The organism is Caldisphaera lagunensis DSM 15908 (assembly GCF_000317795.1).
Classification (GTDB): domain Archaea; phylum Thermoproteota; class Thermoprotei_A; order Sulfolobales; family Acidilobaceae; genus Caldisphaera; species Caldisphaera lagunensis.
In genome coordinates this window covers 953,968-973,861 of the sequence record NC_019791.1, presented here as the reverse complement: position 1 = coordinate 973,861, position 19,894 = coordinate 953,968, and the positions used below count along the sequence as shown (strand labels likewise).

General features: G+C 27.7%; 12 protein-coding genes and 2 tRNA genes. 6 read left to right on the top strand and 8 right to left on the bottom strand.

The genetic code is table 11. The annotated features are described in order from the left end of the window. The first annotated feature begins 193 nt into the window (after positions 1 to 193). Positions 194 to 267: transfer RNA gene (locus CALAG_RS04670), tRNA-Thr, on the top strand. Positions 268 to 538: 271 nt separating this feature from the next. Here the strand turns inward: CALAG_RS04670 and CALAG_RS07945 are convergent. Continuing rightward, positions 539 to 730, bottom strand: a complete 192-nt coding sequence (locus CALAG_RS07945; protein ID WP_157463199.1) for a hypothetical protein — start codon at positions 728 to 730, stop codon at positions 539 to 541. An 861-nt stretch (positions 731 to 1,591) separates the two neighbouring features. Between CALAG_RS07945 and CALAG_RS04665 the strand changes: the two genes are divergently transcribed. Next, positions 1,592 to 2,752 carry a glycosyltransferase gene (locus CALAG_RS04665; protein ID WP_015232582.1) on the top strand — a complete coding sequence of 387 codons (1,161 nt, stop codon included), beginning with the start codon at positions 1,592 to 1,594 and terminating at the stop codon, positions 2,750 to 2,752. A gap of 1,013 nt (positions 2,753 to 3,765) precedes the next feature. Here the strand turns inward: CALAG_RS04665 and CALAG_RS04660 are convergent. The 6 genes from CALAG_RS04660 to galT all read right to left on the bottom strand — a co-directional run bounded on the left by CALAG_RS04660 (position 3,766) and on the right by galT (position 12,079). After that, the gene (locus CALAG_RS04660) at positions 3,766 to 5,298 is read right to left on the bottom strand and encodes a glycosyltransferase family protein (protein ID WP_048816762.1); all 1,533 of its coding nucleotides are present in this window, start codon (positions 5,296 to 5,298) and stop codon (positions 3,766 to 3,768) included. A gap of 77 nt (positions 5,299 to 5,375) precedes the next feature. Continuing rightward, positions 5,376 to 5,855, bottom strand: a complete 480-nt coding sequence (locus tag CALAG_RS04655; protein WP_048816761.1) for a DUF2079 domain-containing protein — start codon at positions 5,853 to 5,855, stop codon at positions 5,376 to 5,378. Positions 5,856 to 6,468: 613 nt separating this feature from the next. Further along, on the bottom strand, positions 6,469 to 7,707 hold the full coding sequence (locus CALAG_RS04650) for a glycosyltransferase family 2 protein (protein ID WP_015232581.1): 1,239 nt from the start codon (positions 7,705 to 7,707) through the stop codon (positions 6,469 to 6,471). Between the two features lie 1,086 nt (positions 7,708 to 8,793). Continuing rightward, positions 8,794 to 9,882, bottom strand: coding sequence for a glucose ABC transporter ATP-binding protein GlcV (glcV, locus tag CALAG_RS04645; protein WP_015232580.1), 1,089 nt, complete (start codon positions 9,880 to 9,882; stop codon positions 8,794 to 8,796). Positions 9,883 to 10,021: 139 nt separating this feature from the next. After that, a complete protein-coding gene (locus CALAG_RS04640) occupies positions 10,022 to 11,086 on the bottom strand; it encodes a galactokinase (RefSeq protein WP_015232579.1) in 1,065 nt (354 codons plus the stop codon). Between the two features lie 9 nt (positions 11,087 to 11,095). Further along, positions 11,096 to 12,079 carry a galactose-1-phosphate uridylyltransferase gene (gene galT, locus CALAG_RS04635; RefSeq protein ID WP_048816760.1) on the bottom strand — a complete coding sequence of 328 codons (984 nt, stop codon included), beginning with the start codon at positions 12,077 to 12,079 and terminating at the stop codon, positions 11,096 to 11,098. A 596-nt stretch (positions 12,080 to 12,675) separates the two neighbouring features. Here galT and glcS point away from each other — a divergent pair. The 4 genes from glcS to CALAG_RS04615 all read left to right on the top strand — a co-directional run bounded on the left by glcS (position 12,676) and on the right by CALAG_RS04615 (position 18,348). Continuing rightward, a complete protein-coding gene (glcS, locus tag CALAG_RS04630) occupies positions 12,676 to 14,328 on the top strand; it encodes a glucose ABC transporter substrate-binding protein GlcS (RefSeq protein WP_015232577.1) in 1,653 nt (550 codons plus the stop codon). 82 nt (positions 14,329 to 14,410) lie between these two features. Further along, complete coding sequence (glcT, locus tag CALAG_RS04625) at positions 14,411 to 15,271, top strand: glucose ABC transporter permease GlcT (RefSeq protein WP_015232576.1); 861 nt, start codon at positions 14,411 to 14,413, stop codon at positions 15,269 to 15,271. Positions 15,272 to 15,276: 5 nt separating this feature from the next. After that, complete coding sequence (gene glcU / locus CALAG_RS04620; RefSeq protein WP_015232575.1) at positions 15,277 to 16,188, top strand: glucose ABC transporter permease GlcU; 912 nt, start codon at positions 15,277 to 15,279, stop codon at positions 16,186 to 16,188. 690 nt (positions 16,189 to 16,878) lie between these two features. Continuing rightward, a complete protein-coding gene (locus CALAG_RS04615) occupies positions 16,879 to 18,348 on the top strand; it encodes an alkaline phosphatase family protein (RefSeq protein ID WP_015232574.1) in 1,470 nt (489 codons plus the stop codon). 748 nt (positions 18,349 to 19,096) lie between these two features. Here CALAG_RS04615 and CALAG_RS04610 read toward each other — a convergent pair. Further along, positions 19,097 to 19,172 (bottom strand) — tRNA-Gly (locus CALAG_RS04610). Positions 19,173 to 19,894: the final 722 nt, after the last annotated feature.

Sequence of the window (19,894 nt, the reverse complement as noted above, 5' to 3'; positions counted from 1 at the left end):
TATATAATATATTTTGGTTAATACTAATATATTTGAGAATTAAGCCAGCCTGTTTAATTGTTATAATAGGTTTTATTTAATTAAGAAACAAAGATTATAAATAATTAATTTTATTTAACTTATTAAGACTAGCTAATTAAAAAAGGAAGAAATCAAAAAATTATTTTAATCCTATGCGTTAAACTATTATTGGGCCGTGGTAGCTCAGCCTGGTGGAGCGCTGCCCTGGTAAGGCAGAGGTCCCGGGTTCAAAGCCCGGCCACGGCTTTTTAATAATGCTATATAAACCATTATTTTTAGATAACAAAAATTAATAACTTTAATTTTAATATTTTTTCTATAATTTATTTAAATTAATTCCTTCTTTTGCTATGTAAATTATTGAGCCTTTCTGATTATATTATTCCGTCTTTAGGTTTATCTTTATTCCATTTTCATCTCTTACTTTTATTAGCAGAGCATTTTTATTCATAATCTTTTCTGATATTTTTTGCTTTTTTCCACAAAGAATGAGGTAAATTGTTTTCATATATTTAATCTATAGATTTAGCTGTTGTGATAAGATCAATCTTCCGATATAATAGGATCGTTTAATTAATTTTGATAGTAATTTAGCTGAAAAATACCCCATTATTATGTGATATGTATCAATGATCTTAGTATAATCAATGGCATCTATAGTTAGCATTTCAACAACATCATATAACTTACTGTTTAACTTCTTTATCATTAGTACTGTTATAATTATCTTTGTATCAACCTAGGATGAGTTTGCATTATTATCAATCTTATCAAGCTAAATAATAGCCTGTATTGTTTTTCTACATTAGTCTTCCTTAAATCCTTCTCTTTTAAACAACTTTAACTAATAAATCCTACTTCTTTAATCGGTTAGGATTGTAGATTTGCAACTAAAACAATATCTTTTTTTATCTACTTTATTATTTCATTAACAAATTCTTTACCAATTCTGATCCAATTACATATTATATTATGATTTAATTATATCGTTTTTGGTTTCACCAAGTCTTTTTGTCATGTTAAATCTTCCTATTTTACCTGAAAGCTAGCAATAAATACGGTTAAAGGATCAATGCCAAAAAATTGCTACTTAATTAATTTTATCCAAAAAGATGCAACGTGTGTATCTTCATAACCTACTGTTGTTATTGATTGAATTTCAAAAAGTTTTAATATTACCTAGAACATTTCTTCCTAAATTATATTCTGAAAAGGTACTATAAATAATTATTGATATTAGCAGAATAACTATTTATATAAATATGTTTCCCAAAAAATTCATTAATTTTATAATAAAGTAAAATAGAACCATTCTCATCTGTTAATTTAATATAATGCTGAGATATAAGTTTATAATGAGATCAATAAAGTAAACTGCTCACATCCTTCTAGGACATAATTTCAAATAGAAAAGATGGATATTTGTAACGCCTTTTAATATAATTGATTGTATTTCATTATACAAACATTTATGCTTATTAATTTTTTATCTAATTGATTTATATTAAATAATTTTTTATCTAACTATTAATATTTAATTTTATACAATTAAGAAGAATTGGGAGAAAAATTGAAGGAAAAAATTGCGATAATTCATGCTCTATTTGATGAAATTGGCGGAGGAGAAAAACTAGCATTATCAGCAATAGATGCCTTGGTTAATGGAGGCTATGATGTAAAGGTTTATACAGGAACAAAAGTTGATCAAGAAAAGATTAAAAATATATTAGGCTATAGCCTTAAAAATGACGATATTATACATATAAAATCAAAACTATCTATTTTTTTAGCTAATATAACTGGAAATAAAGCTGTGAGATTAAGAAGGCTTATGATTTATAGAAAATTGTTTAATAAAGAATTTTTAAATAAGTTAAGAGATAATTATGATCTTATCATTGATACACAAAGCAACCTTCCAACACCAACAGATATTACATATATACATTTTCCAGCTACAATTGGTACAACAAATAAAAGAAACTTTATTGAAAAATTATATGATGATATAGTTTCTTTAGCATCAAAAGGATTAACAAAAACTAGACCTGGAAGGACTTTAACAAATTCAAAATGGACAGCAAATAAAATTTATAAAGAATTTGGAATAATAGCTGATATATTATATCCTCCAGTTGATCTCGATTACTTTAGCAAAGTATCTTATGGAAGCCATAACAATAAGAAAATAATAACTATTTCTCGTTTTTCTCCAGAAAAAGGATTGGATAAGATTGTTGATATTGCAAAGCAGTTGAAAGAATTTGATTTTTATATTGTTGGAGCAACTACACCAGTTTTAAGCGATAAAGTTATTAACACTATAAAAAATAAAATAAAAAATGAAAACGTAAAAAACGTATTTTTAATGCCTGATCTTCCAAGAAATGAACTATTGAAAATTATGGAAGAATCAAAAATCTATCTCCACCCACCATTTGCTGAACATTTTGGAATTAGCATAGTTGAAGCTATGGCATCAGGCTTAGTACCTGTTGTATACAAAGATGGTGGAGGTTGGTATGATATTGTCTCTAATATTGATAAAAATTTAGGATATAAAGAAATTAATGAAGCTGCTAATTCTATAAAATACGCATATGAAAAATATGATTCATTAAAGCAATTATCAATAAATATTAGCAAAAAGTTTTCCAGAGAAGAGTTTAAATTAAATATACTAAAAATGGTTAACTACGCCCTAGAAATAAAGCAATTGGAAATGCGATAACTTAGCTCAAACCTCTTTTTTTAGGAAATAGTTAAACGATATTCCTAGATCATATATCAATAAAGTTTTGACGAAAAATAAAAAGGAATAAATTTCCATATATAGTAAATATGAAAGCAATAAAAAGTAAGCCAATGGTTATTAAAAACTCATTATGTTTAGTTATTGATATAAGCAATTCACTCTAACAGTGAGCAGAAAGCCTGAATCCTTCAGGGTGATGATAAATGTCCACAAAATTTTTAATATCTTGCAATAATTAAATTTTAACATGGTTTGTCAATGAAGCTAGCCCGATTAAGAGAGGAGAAAAGCGGTTCCTAAAGATAACTGTAAATAAATATGGGGAGAGAAGGAATAAGAATAAAGAAGAAAAAGAAAGCTTCATGCTCTCTGGCCTATGGCTATTGAAGTTAACATGAGCAGCATCGTTGTAGGAAAAGATTACAAAAACTACGTAAAGATACAAACCCGCTTAAAGAATGCTCATAGCTATAAGACTCTTACTAAACTAATATAGAAGAAGTACCAAAAAAGATGAAAGGAGAATAAAAGAATATTTTTAAGGACAAAGATTTTTTTAAATCAAAGCTAGAAATGTCATGGTTTGTAAAGAAGATTGGCAAACAGCTTGTTGATGTAGCTAAAAGTAAATTCCAACATTATCATTTTGGAAAACTTAAATAATATGGTTAAGAAAGTGAAAATAGGAAAAAGTATAGAGACGGACTTTATTTGATTCGATATCGCTGCGTTCAATACTGGATTGATTAGAAGACCATCAAGCATGGTCTAAAAGTTATTTATGATTCATCATATTCCTCTACTCATTACCCAAAATGTAGGAAGGTAATGAAGGAAGTCTCTCATAGATGATTCAGATGTTCATCTTGTGTTTATGAGAATGATAGTGTGTTATCATGCATCATGAATTTATGTGGAAGGTGTTCTCTGATCCTTTCTGTGTTCATATGGGAGATGTAAACACGAATTGATAAGAGGAATTCTCGCTATCACGGGAGGAAGTCTGTTGGTGGACTGACTTGATTTATTGAAATATACTTAATAAGTATTGTTCCATTTATATTATTTGATAACATTGTAAAACTTAATGGACTTACAAAATTGGAAACTACTATTTCAAAGCTTAGAGTTATCCATTTATCTTGTTGTAAGTTATCAGTAAAATAAGATTTTTCATATAAATAAGTATATGAATTATTAGTTATTGTATAAACTCCTATTGTTATGTTATTTCTATACATATCATTAACATAAACTATATAGCTTATGTTATATGTACCAGGAGGTAATCCATATAATCCTGTAGTAAAAATTAGTTGTATTGTTTTATTTAATTGATTATAATAATCAGTAATATTTATTAAATTATTTTTTATATAATTTGAATAAATAGGATATATATCTTTATATGTAAAATTATATTTTAATGGTATATACATCTTTAATGAACCATTATATCCTCTTTGTAATATATACATACCATCTACTTCTGCTAATAAACCAAAATCATTATTATAAAATAGTTGAGATAAATTATAAATTGTGGTTTCCATATTTGATCCTACTTGAGAAATCCAAAAAGGACTCCATGGATCCCCAACAATATAATTTACATAGCTAATAGGGGTTTCTCCTTGAACTAATAGGTTTCCTCCATCAGGTCTAGGTAGAAACTCTGGCATGTTATTCTGGATAGCTAATTGATTCGTGTTGTTTGGTATTAATGAAATCATCTTAACAAAATTATTATATACAGTAAAATTTGCATTTGTTCTTTCTTGCATGTAGAAATTCATTGATGTTCTATAATTAAATGGACCATATGGTTCAAAAAATAAAGCAAAAGAAAATGTTGTTAAAAAGATCAATGCTGATATAAATATTACTAGATTAATTTTACCTTTATGCTTCTTTCTTACGTTTTTCTCATTTTTTGAATAATTTTTTCTCTTATTAAATACACTTAAACCTTCAATTGCACCTAGAAAAACAAATGCAATTATAATCGATGGATATTGTATGATAAATACTGTTGGATATTTATACCATGGGTATGGAGAAAATAGTATTAAGATTACATATGATATCAAAAATATTGACCATCTCCATGATAATAACGTTAAAAATAACAGTGGCGCTAAGAGAAGCGTTAAAGTTAAAATAGCCCAACCTAAGAATGTTGTTTTAATTATACTAACACTAGATTGAAAAGAAAAAAGAGGTGGAAGAAGAACTTGCTCATTCAATTGTTTTAAAAATGCTAATATACTATCTTTTGAAAAAGCTGCTGAAGGTTCTTCAAGGCTTTGTATTCTAACTGTTGAAGCTAAACTTTGTAATGAAGATTTGATAGGGCTAATTTGATTATGCTGCATATACAACATTGGTAAATTTAATGAAAATAGTAAAAATAATACTGACAAAGATAAAACAGATAAACCAAATATTGCTTCTTTTTTAGCAAATTCTCTTTTTTTAAGATAATCAAATAATATTGAAAATAATATTATAGTTGAAAACATTATTGGATATATCTCATATGGAAACCTTACTATGCCGCTTAAAATTAATAATATACCTGAAAAAATGTATTTTTTCTTTAAGTAAAAAAGTAAAAATAATAAGAAGAAATAAACAAAGTTGGGAACAATGCTTGTCTATGAACATCAAACCAGTTTATTCCAGCTAAAGGAAAATATATAAGCCAGCTAAGAGATATAAACAATGATGATAAATCGCTTTTTAAGAAATGCTTTGCAATACCATATAATGGAAACACAGCAAGAGCTAAGAATATTGTTTGAAAAACTATTAATGCTTGAGATCTTATAGGGTATAAAAACTTTAAGAATGGAATAAAGAAAATTAATGCACCTTCTGATCCCAAATAATTTAAAATTCCTAAAAAGTTGCTGTGCATAAAATCATATGTTGATTGTAAAACTATTCCTAAATCTCCAACATTTGCATTTAATGAATAGTATCTCATTAATGCTATATAAGACCATGAAATTACATAAATAACAAATGATAATATTAATATTATTTTTGTTATATTAGATCTCAGAAAACTTAACAATTTTGCTCCTATTCTTTCAATAATATGTTTTAGCTTAAAAGTTTATTTGTCTCTAATGACTTTTACTGCTTACAAAATACGATTATTCAGGATAGCAAACAGGAACTTGGATATAATATTTTTAATGCTAAATAAACGGTAAAACATGAAAATACATTATCTGGCAATGATTTTAGAAGTTCATTAAATTTTGTGCTATTAATAAATTTAATTAATAATTGTATTGCATATTAGTTTGTCAGTTATATCATTCTTAGAATTGTATTACAATTTTTAAAATCATATTAATTTAATAATATAAAAACTTAATATGGAAATTTACTTGACATATAACTATATCATTTAATTTTAGTGCATGGATTATTCGTGTCTTTCGATTTTTTCCATTAATTAAAAATTTTTAGAAATTAATCTAATATAATCTTATACTATAGGTTAATTTTATAAAAAATACTTTATCAATTATCCTTAAAAATACTTATTAATTATGATTGTTTTGATATGACTAAATTAAATAATAAATAACTAAATAGGTTTAATCTATTAAGATTTAGAAAGAAAGTTACTAAATATTTTTGATTATACAAATATATTTTTTAATAATACAATCAAATTAGCTAGACTTTATTTTGTATACTTCTGCTTTCAAAAAAGAGACTTTTTCTAAATATCCTAAATCAATAAGTTTAGATAGTTTTCTATTCAATTTATTTTTATTAATATTTGTTTTAATCATTATTTCATTTATATCCATAATCCCTCTATTCTTTTTTATTGTATATAGGATTAGTTTATCTTCATCATCAAGATATTTATTAATCTTATCTTTAATATTTGTTATGAATAAACTAAGTCTCGAAGGTAAATTCTTATTAAATACAAAAAAAGATAATGTTGCAAGATTTATAAACATGTTAAATAGGCTAGTATTAGATAAAATTGAACCTAATAGAGAAAATTTTAATAATCTCCATTGAGAAATAGGTAATTTTAATTGTTTACTATCAAGATTTAAAGCTCTTATGTTGGCTAAATAATCAAATGCTAATTTCTCGCAAAACACATTTGATGATTTTTCACAATTACTTTGAAATTTTTTAAAAAATGAAATATCTGTTTGAAAAGATTGATAATTTGCTAAAAAGGTAAATGACGTATTTGTATTATATAATTGTTCATAGCTATTTTGATTTTTTAATACATTTTTATTAATATGTACTCTATAGTATGTTAACCTTTTACTCGTATAGAATAAAAGACCTTCACTAAATGATGATATTGCCATAATAGCCAAATCAATCATACCCCCTTTTAGACCTTTAATATTTTCAGCTATATTTCTATTTACAGCAATGGAACTATTATTACTATAAATTTCATATTTTGCAATAATTTTTTCCCATCTGGGATCATCACTTTTCATTATTATGTTAAATGAAGGTTTAATGGCAAAAAATTTTTTATCTATTATATTGTTGTTTTCATCAATTACATCAACATCATTACTTATATATATTAGGTTTTTAATTTTTTGAAAGCTTTTATATATATACATTAGCCTTTCTGGTTTATACATATCATCATCTTCCAAAAAGGTTATTATATCTCCTTTAGATTCGTCTATACCTAAACTAAGTTTTTCTCCTAATGTATTGTTCTCTTCTATTACTATATTTTTCCAATTATTTCTTTCTATTATTTTATCAGATAATTGATCTTCAAAATTTTTTATAACAATTACTTCAAACTTATCCTTATCTAAGGTTTGTTTTTCTAAACTTTGCAAAGCATATGGTAAATATTTCTTTCTATTATGAGCAGTAACTATGACCGAAATTTTTGGATATTCCATACTATACGCCATTATTAATATTAATAGTAAGATTTAAAAGATTAATTGAAAAAATAAGATAAAATATTAATGTCGATCCTTAAAACTATACAAAAACCTTTATTATTTTGTAATTATCACAATACTTTTTCAATTTCAAACTGTATTTAGATCTTTTATGGAGATTATCTTTAAAGTTTTCATAATTAAAATGTTTCACCTCTCATTTTTCTAATTTTTACTATTAAAAAATCCTATTGCTTACAATTTGCAAATATTAACATTATTTTGAAGAGTAAGAAATTATTAATAGATTTTTATCAACAATATCAAATAAATCACAGTTTTTATGAGCAATATTATTCAAATTTTTTATTATACTAGCTTGGTATATTATTAGCTTCTTAGATAAAATCGAGTTACTGTCAATCTTCCTTCGTTTCCCAATTCCTTATAAAAATCAATATTTATAGGATAACACTAATTTATAATTCCTTCACATATTTTATCGATAATTTTTATCTTTAAAGTAAATTTTATATTATGAGATATTTATCATCTAGTAATATAACAGTTTTTACAAGGGGGAATCTATCAAGATTAGGATTTTTAACCAATCCTTATATTCGAAAATAGTATATATTTTTGTAGCAATCTTCTGTTAAGGCTTTAAACATATTTCCTTTAGTTTTTCATACTATTCTCCATGAAATTTCTCAACAAGATCCTCTTTATTTTATTTTCTTTCCATGATAGAACAGATCTCGATCCATTTTCATAATCTATATAATAAGGCTAGTATGGATGTGTTTATGAGGAATTGTTATAGGAATTTTAACCCTAATTCTTGCATTACTCATAATATCTGTTCCCAAACGAGAAATAAAGAAAAATACTTTACTAATCTCCCATTAATAGCAAGACTTCATTATTTAAAATACCAATTCTATTTTATTTCTCTTTATCCTTGCCTCTGAAAAAAAATAATCGTTTTATTATCGATGTTCTATTTATGCTAGAATTACCTATTATGTCTCAAAAATTTTCCCTCAAAGCTTGTTTTAGGGTATAATAATTTTTAAAATTTTATTTAAAAATTTTATACGATTAGATCTTATTTCCTTTTTCATCAAATATCTTTATTTTGTTTGTTCTAACAAACAAATTCATCTCAGTTCCCGCCTTTATATGTCTTTCCGTGTTTACGTCAAACTCAATAGATTCATCATTAATTGGACTAACAACGGCCTTAAATATACCTGCCACATAGCTTGTAACTTTAACCTTAACTTTACCTACATTTACAAACTCAGGAATCTCATTAGAATCTGATATTCTAATATCCTCAGGTCTAATTCCTATATATACAACTTGTTTTTCTATTTTTCTATTGTTTATTGGAATTATAATATTTCCTAGATTAATTGCGTTATTATTTATTTCTGCTTTAATAATGTTTATATCACCTAATAAACGTGAAACTGTTACATTTACTGGGTTATCATAGATTTCAGAAGCATTCCCCTTTTGAACCAAAATGCCATTAAAAATTACTCCTACTTGTTCAGCAATAGAGAATATATCTGCTGGATCATGAGAAACAATTATAGTTGTTAGCTTTAATTCTTTCTGGATCTTTTTTACTAAAGCCCTTGCACTATCTCTTATTTGTGCATCTAGGTTACTGAAAGGCTCGTCTAGGAGTAATAATTTAGGATTTTTTACTAAAGCCCTTGCTAAAGCAGCTCTTTGCATTTGACCTCCAGAAACTTCTCTTGGATAATGGTCTAATACATTCTTTATATTTAAGATCTCTGCAACTTCATTTACTTTTTTACTTATTTCTGCTTTAGGTACTTTTTGATTTCTTAGGGGAAATGCTATATTATCAAAAATTGTCATGTTTGGATAGAGGGCCCAGTTCTGGAAAACCATTGCTATTCCTCTATCAGCTGGATCTATTATAACTTTATTAGGTGCAGAAACCATTACATTGTCAAAATATATGTATCCATCTGTAGGTACCTCTAACCCAGCGATAAGCCTTAGAAGTGTAGTTTTTCCTCCTCCGCTAGGGCCTAGTATACCAAAAGACTCTCCATCATTTACCTCTAGAGAAACCTTGTTTGCAGCATATATTAATGCTTTTCCTTTCTTAAAAATCTTCGTGAGCTCCTTTAGGATAACTTTTGCCATTAATTATTTCCCCCTAATATTTCAATATATACATATAAATTACGGTTTAAAGACTTTAATAAAAAGATAATTAAATAATAAATTAATATTATTTATAAATATTAAAAATTTGAAATATTATGCATCAATTAATATTGCTTTATTTTTCTACAACCATAGATCCATCGTTGCTTTCAACTATGTTATAGAAAGAATTATATTTGAATTCCCTGATATATTCACTATGTATATTATTAGCAATAATTTCAGCCTTATCTTTATATGCCAATATTATTGCAGACCCCCCAAATCCTGCTCCAGTTAATCTAGCACCAAGAGCACCATATTTTACTGCCCTATTTACTATAAAGTCAAGCTCTTTACTGCTAACTTCATAGTTTTCAGCTATATCTTTGTGTGATTCTACAAGAATTTTTCCTAGCAAATCAAGATTATTTTCTTTCAGGGCATCTCTTGCAATTAATACTCTTCTATTTTCTCTTATTATATATCCCATCCTTTTCTTATATAAGCTGTTTAATTTCTCTAATTCTTTTTCTGTTATTTCCTTAGATGATTTTTTATTAAGATATTTTAAGCTTTCTTCAACAATTCTCTTCCTTTCTGTATATTCAGTTTTTGCAAGTTCTCTCTTTACACCAGTATTATAAACTATTATTGATATATCCATTGGAAATGGTATGTATTCATAGAATAAATTTTCTGTATCCAAAAAAATTGTATAACCTCTTTTCCCGAATTCTATTGCAAATTGATCTAGTATCCCAGAAGGAACGCCAACAAATTCATTTTCTGCCTTTTTTCCTATCAAAGCCATTTGGATTTTATCTAGGTTTAATTTGTATGTATAGTTTAACGCAGTAATTATTGCCAATTCAATACTTGCACTAGAGCTTAACCCAGAGCTTATAGGTAAGTTACCATATATTCTTCCATTAATACCTCCAGGTTTTAGGTTAATTTTATAAAGCGCATTGTATATACCTAATACATAATCAATCCATTTGTTTTGTTTTTTATTAACTTCACTTAAATCTAATTCTATTTCTTCATTATATGCATCAGAACGAATTTTAATTTTATTATAAGGAATATATTCAAAATAATTCCCCAAATTTATTGCCATAGGCATAACATATCCAAAAGAATAATCTGTATGCTCTCCTATTATATTTACTCTTCCAGGAGAAAATACCTTTGGCATTTTTTCACCTCAATCTACACATTTGCCTTTATATGGTTTATTAATTTTTTTGCATGTTTCCTTAAGCATTTTTGCATTTTCTTCAGGTACTCCATCATATGTGAAATCCCAAGTGCTCATTTCTATTCCCGCTGCATATTTTATTTTATCCTTATCTCTAAGTATCGGGTATATTTCTAAATGCATATGGAATATATCATGATAATTTCCCCTCAAAGGTGCTTGTATTAAAGCAAACGAATATGGCATTTCTCTGTTAAATAAGTTGTTTAAAACACTTAAGGACAATTTTAATGCATCAGCAAAATCAATAATTTGGTCTTCATTTAATTGAGTTATATATTGTAAATGATTTTTTGGATATATGTGCAATTCAAACGGCCAACTTGCATAATATGGTAAAAAAGTTATAAAGTTTTGATTTTCATAAATTACTCTAACCTTTTCTCTTGCTTCCTCTTTTATAATCTTGCAAAATATACATTCATTATATCTTTTAAAGTAATTTCTGGAATTTTGTATCATGTTTCTTATCCTTAGCGGAATAAAAGGCATAGCATAATATTGCCCGTGAGGATGTGTTAAACTAACCCCTATTTCTTCACCTTTATTTCTGAATATCATTAAATATATTATTCTCTTATCTTTGATATATTTTTCTGTTATATTTATCCATTGCTTAATGACTTTAACCAATTGCTCTATTGAAAATTCATCCAAATCTTTAATATCATGAATAGGTGTTTCTATAATAACCCCACATTCCCCATTAGCTTTTGTTTTTCTATAGAATCCTTTGCTCTTTACATCTTCAGATTCAAAGCTTAGGACTGCAAATTTATTTAGTAAAACTAACGTATCCCATCCATATCCAGTTTCTTCTGCTCCGGGACAAAATGGACAGTAATTCGTTGGTCTCCATCTCCTTTCCCTCCTTACAGAAGATACCATAATCCATTGGCCAGTTATTGGATTATATCTAAGCTCTCTCAAGTCTCTCGCCATGATATATGCAATAATTTGTTCTAATATATATTAATTCTATGGGAAATGAAAGAAGTTTAGGATTATGGTTGAGAATAAATGAATTAAGAGTAAATGAAAGAACTCTATATAGTTATATAAAAGAGTTTTAGAGGATATAACGTTATAAAAATGTTAGATATAAAATAGGGAAATTTGAGTTTGTATACAACAAAAAAGTCTAAAATAAAATGTCAAAGAAATTAATATAATTTAATCTATGGTATTTAATGATCTGTTTAATGATAATAGTATTGTATAGAAAATTAGGATTTGATAATTGATTACTAATAGTTGAATTTAAACAATCTTTTATTATTTATATTATTGGTGTTATTAATAAAGCCTTTGATATAGCATATAAGTTAAAAATAATAATTTATAAAACATATATTTAATAGATTTATATAATTAATAACAAATATTAGGGGGATTTTAATATTATAATAAGTTTCTGATGTTTTATAAAGTTAATATTTTAATTTTTTTATATAATTATGAAAACTTAAAAACTTTAAATTACATAGTAATAAGCAGAAAAAAAAGTATGAGAAGGTGTATTCCTTTTGAAAGACAGAGGAAAAGGTATAAGTAAAGGGGCATTGTACGGGATAATTGGTATAGTAATTGTTGTAATAGTTTTGGGAGGTGTCGCAGCTTACTATGCAACTAAAAAGCCAGTTACAACGACAGTCCCTACTGTAACAACAGTCACAACATCAGTCCCAACGGTTAGCACAACAACAGTTACCACATCAGTTCCAACAACAGTATCAACAACAACAGCTCCAGTAACGACCGTTTCATTTTTAAATTGGTGGGGTCCTGAAGATCCTCCAGGTTTAGAATGGATAGCAAGTAACTTCTCTAAAGAATATCCTGGATATACTGTATCTTATACATCAGTACCTGGTGCAGGAGGAACAGTAGCACAATTCGTTATATTAGGTATGATAGAAGCAGACAAACCACCTAATTCGTTCCAAGCTCATTATTCTCCAGTTATGTGGTCATATGTAGAAGTAATGCCGCAATTAGCCAAGGACTTCGTTAACTTTACTCCAATTGCACAACAGACAGGATTTTATAATTTAGCTGTTAAAGAGGGATTATTGGCAGGCATGTTTAATGGAACAATGTTCTCATTACCAGTTGAAGCACATAGAGCTATATTATTGTATTATAATCCTCAATTATTAAGAAAATATAATATATCATATCCAATTATGACCGTGCAACAATTGGTAAATGATACAGAATACTTAGCATCTAAAGGTGTAACAAATATATGGGTCGTTCCAGGTGGCGATGGTGGTTGGGATCAGTTGAATTTATGGGAAAACATACTATTAGGATTAGCCTCTGAGGAATATGGACCTAATGGTGGAGCAAAGATTCTAAATGAAATAATGTATGGTGTTATTAACTTAAGTGATCCTAATATACAATCATTGATAAATCAAACCGATTATGACTTTTTGTTGCTTACAAAATATGACTATTCTGGATGGCAAACTGGAACTTGGTCTTCTGGGCTAGCTAATATAATTAATGGAAATGCTTTCTTCCAGACAAATGGTAATTGGGTCACAGAATACGCATATATATGGTATCATGTTAATGCCTATGCGCCTGTACCTCCATACACAAATTGGACAAATGTAACACTTATGGAGCAACCATTCCCCGGAACTTGGGGTAACTATGTAGTTAATGAGGATTCAATAGCTGTACCATCAGTTTATAATCCAGCAGAACAATTAGCTATAACATTTGCAAAATTCTGGGATTCATATAATGGAATGGAGATATGGACGTCTAGCGGAAAAGGTGTAGAAGTTTGGAGCAACGGTACAGATTTCTATCCTACAACAGCGCAATGGTATGATTACGTAACATTCAAGAATATTTCAGCAACAGATCCAGCTGCATTCACTATATCTCCGAGCGACGAATCTTTGTTTACAGATACTTTCTCTGCTATGATATCACAGGCATTAGCATTACAAAATGGTGGAACTGCTTATATTTCAACATTTAACTCACAATTCGCTTCAATAATGCATCAACAATGCAGCGAGTGGCAAACAGCAGCACAGAATGGCTTTGGATTCTTAGGTATGAAAGGTTCACCATTTGCAGATTACTTGCCTCCATGGGTTAACCCAACAACTTATACATATATGTCAAACTATACATGCCCCTCATATACTTGGTAAATTTTTTATTTTTTAAATTTTTTTTATTATAAATAGGTTTATAGCTTGGCTTATACAAAACTTGATATAGGGGAGAATTATTATGAAGAAACAGGCATACCTAATGGTAATACCGACACTATTTTTTTCTGGACTATTATTAGTTACAGTAGTGTGGAATTTATGGCTGTCTTTTCAAAATTGGTCAATACTTGTTCATAAGCCAAAGTTTGTAGGATTATCTACCTATCAGTTTTTGTTTTCCCAATATTTCTTTAAAATTTCTACAACACATACAATAGTATTTACAATAGGTTTGATAGCTATAGGAAATTTATTAGGTTTATTTATAGCTGGGCTTCTTTATTTTATACCAAGCAATGTACAAAGATCTATTTATCTTTCAATTTTTATATACCCTTTAGCAATAGCAAGTTCAACAAGCGCATTGATATGGGAATGGCTTTTAAATCCAACTATTGGGATTGATTGGTTATTGAAATTAATGCACTTACCAGCCCCCTATTGGCTTGGTACGCCTAATATGTCTTTGCTTTCTATGGTTATGATTGAAATATGGGCATATACCGGTTTAGCTGCTCTATTCTATTTAGCAGCATTTATGGGCATTGATAAATCCATTATAGAGGCAGCTAAATTAGATAAAGCTGGTAATTTTAAAATACTATTTAGAATTTTAATACCAAATTCTATGAATGGATTTATAATTTCAACTGCATTACTATTTTTGTTTTCATTTAGATTGTTTACAATTCCATTTGTATTAGGAGGTTCCGCAACTTCACCGACTTTAATGACTTATGTTATGTATGTCTATAATTTGTTTATATCAGAATATTTCTCTGCATCAGCAGCAATGGCAATAATTGTTACAATTATAGCAGCAGCAGTTATACTTCCATTTGCTATATTTGGCCTAATGAAATGGGTATTTAAGAGGTGAGAGAAATGGGTTCTGAAATTGGTGATAAAAAGTATAAAAGTGAAAATTACTATTTTAGAGTTATTAAATATGCAATACTACAATTAGTAGCTGCAGCATTAGTAATCTTATGGTTAATACCCTTATATGCATTATTCATAGGAGGACTAAAATCCAATATAGCTGCAGCATCTACTCCAGCATTATTACCACCATCAAAACCAAGCGGAGAAGCATTTTATTTTGTGTGGCATGGCTTTGGAGGTATATATGGTTTAATAGGATTAGAATATCCTTTAATTAGGGAAGCATTAATTGCTTTACCTGTTGCTGCACTTGCTACATTATTAGGGACTATGGGAGCATATTTCTTCTACATAATAATGGATAGACATTATATTTTAAGTACTATAGGATTTGCAATTATATCTCTTGCAACATATTTACCAATTGAAACAACTACTGTTCCATTAATTCAGATAGTTTCAAGCTTACATATATATAATACATATTATGGAGTAATCTTTGCTTATTTTATGTTCTACACTCCAATGGCAGCTCTATTAATGTCAATATTTATGCCATCAATTCCAAAGTATTTATTGGAAGCAGCAAAGATTGATGGAAGTAATGATTGGATAGTTTTTTGGAAAGTTATGATGCCGTTATTAGTTCCAGGATTTTTATCAACATTCATATTCACATTTCTAGAAATATGGAATAATTTCTTTATACCAATTCTATTAGTTTCAAATCCAAATTTGATGCTTTTATCTATTGGAGTTAGGCAATATGCAGGAGGTTATGCAATAATTTATAATAGATCTTTCGCAGCAGGTGTCATAGGATCAATAGTTCCCTTGGTAATTTTTATATTATTAGGTAGGTATTTTATAAGAGGTTTAGCAGCTTTAGGAGGAGGAGCTAAAGGTATATAGTTTATTCATTTCACAAAATTTATTTAAATTTTTTATTTTAATTATAATAAATAATATATAATGATTTCTTGTTAATTTATTTAATTTAAAACCTATTTTAATTACCACATATACAATCTACACAAAAACAATAATTCGAATTTCCTGTTTCCCTATTTCTCTTCCTTTTTTGTCTTCGAGTTAAGAAAGATAAATAAATGAAGATAATATAGGAAATATTGTTAAAATCAGTCATATAAAATATTACTAGGTCATCCTAGTTGTAGTATCGATTTCTTCTGCAAGCAAGGTTTTTGTTTGTTAAATGCCATAACATCAGAATCAGAATTGAATTTTTATAAATATGTTGCAACATTAACTCCAATAAAAAAACCCATGGCCTATCGCTGGACAAACAAATCATTGTGAACAAATCCCAATAGCTAGTAGTGATGAAAATAAAGGCGATAGATCACAAACAAATGAACACTAAGGTAATCTTTTAGGGAAGTAGGTCATTTGATTTTAACATATTTTTCTCTTTTTATCATTTTTTACTTCCTTAGAAGTAGAGATAAAAAATACCATAACTAAAAATTCCAGTTATAGTTTAATTTGAAAGCATTATTTTGATATGCGATGTTTTCCCTGAACATCACATATAAAAAGACATAAATTATTTTATAAAAATACTTTATTATGAGTGAAAAAATGAAAGTATTGGTATTGGGTTTAGACGGGCTATCACCTCAAATATTAAAAAATGCATTAAAAAAAGTTGATTTACCAAATCTAGAAAAAATTATTAAAAAAGGAGAAACCCATAGCTTATTATCAATACCACCTGTTACACCAATTGAATGGACAAGTATAGCAACTGGTGTAAACCCTGCTAAGCATGGGATATGGGGTTTTACTAAATTAATAAAGATCATTGATGAAAGAAAAGATGCAAATGAAAAAAGTTATAAAAAAATTACTGCTAAATGGAGATACTATACAAGCAAAGATGTTAGGTTTCCTCGTTTTTTTGAAATTTCATCATTTAAAAGAAAAAATACTTTAGTAATAAACTATCCATTAACTTGGCCAATAGAAGGAAATTGGAATACAGCAAATTCTGATATAATAAGTGATACACTTATCTCGCCTAGAGTAGAAACCAATAGGGATGATTTGAAAAAATTTTTGAAATATTTTGATCCTGGATTAAATCCTTATGATAAAACAATCTCATATATAAAAGGATTTGAAAAAATTATTGAAGAGAAAAGTTATGAGTTATATACAATCATTTTACCCTTCCCTGATCAAGCTTTTCATAAGGATCCCGATGAGGTATTAAATATTAGAAAAAGGTCAAGAAATATATGGGAAGAAATAGATTCTCTATTAGCCTTTTTTTTAAATTTTGATAACATATTTATTGTATCAGATCATGGTTTAGCAGCTTATAGAAAATATGCAAATCCTCTTGTGCCCATATTATATGGTAATGGATATGAAAAAAACATGTTTACAATTGCATATACAATAGTTGATAAGCTTTCCCTCTATTTAAAAATTCCTTTTAGATTAATAATAAAAAAGACATTAATAAGAAAATATTTTAATTTTTTGAGGTACAGAAATGAATTATATAAGTTAAATCAAATAGAAGCATTTACTGGTTATGAAAGCGAAATAGAAAAGATTGGCTTTAGCCATGATATGCATGATCCAGCCGATGTATGGACTACCTATTTTTTAAATGATGAAATTAGAGATGAAATAATAAAAATAATAAAAAATGATGAAGTGAGCAAATATGTTGATATTAAAAAATGTGAGGAATTGTTCAATGGTATTTATTTTCCTGATTTCCCATCAGCTCTATTTATTCCTAAATTTTTTAATGACACATATCTTGACTTTTCTAGATATCCATTCTCTCTATCAAGGCTTAGATTAGATTTAAGAACAAATCATCATATATATGGTACATTTATAGCATATGGAAGGGGTATTAAAGAAAAAGGCAAAATCAATTTATCATCACCATTAACTAATTATGATGTTTCTCCAACAGTATTGAGTTCTTTAGGATTGCAAATACCAAGAGGTATAGATGGTAAAGGAATTATAGAACCCATAGGTAATCCTTTTCCTTACGATATAGCTATGAGAATTAAAAAAATATAATATAAATTAAAAATCATTTCCTGATAATTTTTACGATGTAAAAATATTCTTTTTCTCTTAGAGACCCCATCCAAAGAAAGACGCGGTTAATTTACATTAATATAAACAACTATTAAATTATTTTAATGTCTTCTCTTTTCTTACTTTTACTCCCCTCTTCTCTTTCTTTCCTACTTAAACCTTTATTAACAAACCTTTTCTTTATTAACAAACCTAGCTTCTTTAATTTTCCGAATATAAAAATCAAGATTATGTTGGTAACAAATAATTTCTACATCTTTACCTAAAACTCTAGCTTTCTCTTCATCAATGCTGAGTTTATAATTTAGCTATAATCTTAGTCATAGCTTTACTCCTTAAGATATCTACTTTTCTTAAATTTCTAAATCAAGCCTTTGTGAATAGATGACATCTTTATAGTAATCTAATGCTAATTTTAATTATAATCAGTATTCTCTTAATATTCTATAAATTCTACGATATAATATCTCTAAACAAGCAATTTTGTTTTGAAATAACCACACTAAATCAATCTTTTAGCATAACATAAGAATTAACTCTATAAGAAATATAGAGAAACTCATAGTTAATGTACTTACGATTCCCTTTGATTGACTATGCTTTGCATAGCTTAATCTCTTGATAAGTTAATTAATAATGTTTAAAATTTTATCAAGCCTTTGAAGAAGGTAGTTCTATTGTTAGTTTGTAGGTTATCATTAAGATAATTTTTAATTATAATATAAAATGCGGCGGCCGGGATTTGAACCCGGGACCTCTGGCTTGGAAGGCCAGCGTCCTAATCCAGGCTAGACTACCGCCGCCCAATTATATTGATTAGATTACCTCTTTTTATTTTTACTGTTTTACCTAGCTATTTTATAAATTATTTCGAGTATTTTAAAAAATTATTGCTTTTGTTGATTATCTAATATATAGTACTATTCTGACATACTTCCCCACGCTAAGGAATTCCCTTAGGGTTTATTGGTTTGTGGTTTATAGCTTTCATCTTCATCATCTCATAGCTAGTGGAGGGGATTCACTCAGCTCCATTTGTCTAGCAGCATATAATGGTTGGATCTTCATTATATTACTTCTATCCATTTGGGGGCGTTACCCTCAATTCCACTTCATCGAGACTCAGGGAGATATGTTTTATATAGGGACACTGGAACAAACCGCGTTGAACTCACCATGAGGGTAATTTTCCCCAAAACTGTATTGCCTTTCATTTTAAAGTATTCGGGCAGTCAAAAAACTTTACCCCACCATGAATAGAGAGACTTGTTGTTTTTTATCACTGTTAAGAAAGTATGGAAACCAATAGAGGGATTAGAGAGTTTAGAAAAAAGTTTTCAGAATTATACAACAAAACATAAGGAAAAGATACTAATATTAGTGTTATCCCCTCAAGTAAATAGAATGTGTGAAGAGGATATAGTAAAAAACCAGTAAAACAAATAATAGCATTGAATCAAGAAAATTGATAACTCTTGACCCATTTTTATTCTGCTAAACTAATAAACTCTATATCACAATTCAA

Bases quoted from the DNA above. Each gene is read 5' to 3' on its own strand.
- CALAG_RS07945 (WP_157463199.1), bottom strand. From the start codon at position 730: ATGATAAAGAAGTTAAACAGTAAGTTATATGATGTTGTTGAAATGCTA.
- CALAG_RS04660 (WP_048816762.1), bottom strand. From the start codon at position 5,298: ATGTTTTCAACTATAATATTATTTTCAATATTATTTGATTATCTTAAA.
- CALAG_RS04650 (WP_015232581.1), bottom strand. From the start codon at position 7,707: ATGGAATATCCAAAAATTTCGGTCATAGTTACTGCTCATAATAGAAAG.
- glcV (WP_015232580.1), bottom strand. From the start codon at position 9,882: ATGGCAAAAGTTATCCTAAAGGAGCTCACGAAGATTTTTAAGAAAGGA.
- CALAG_RS04640 (WP_015232579.1), bottom strand. From the start codon at position 11,086: ATGCCAAAGGTATTTTCTCCTGGAAGAGTAAATATAATAGGAGAGCAT.
- glcT (WP_015232576.1), top strand. From the start codon at position 14,411: ATGAAGAAACAGGCATACCTAATGGTAATACCGACACTATTTTTTTCT.
- glcU (WP_015232575.1), top strand. From the start codon at position 15,277: ATGGGTTCTGAAATTGGTGATAAAAAGTATAAAAGTGAAAATTACTAT.
- CALAG_RS04615 (WP_015232574.1), top strand. From the start codon at position 16,879: ATGAAAGTATTGGTATTGGGTTTAGACGGGCTATCACCTCAAATATTA.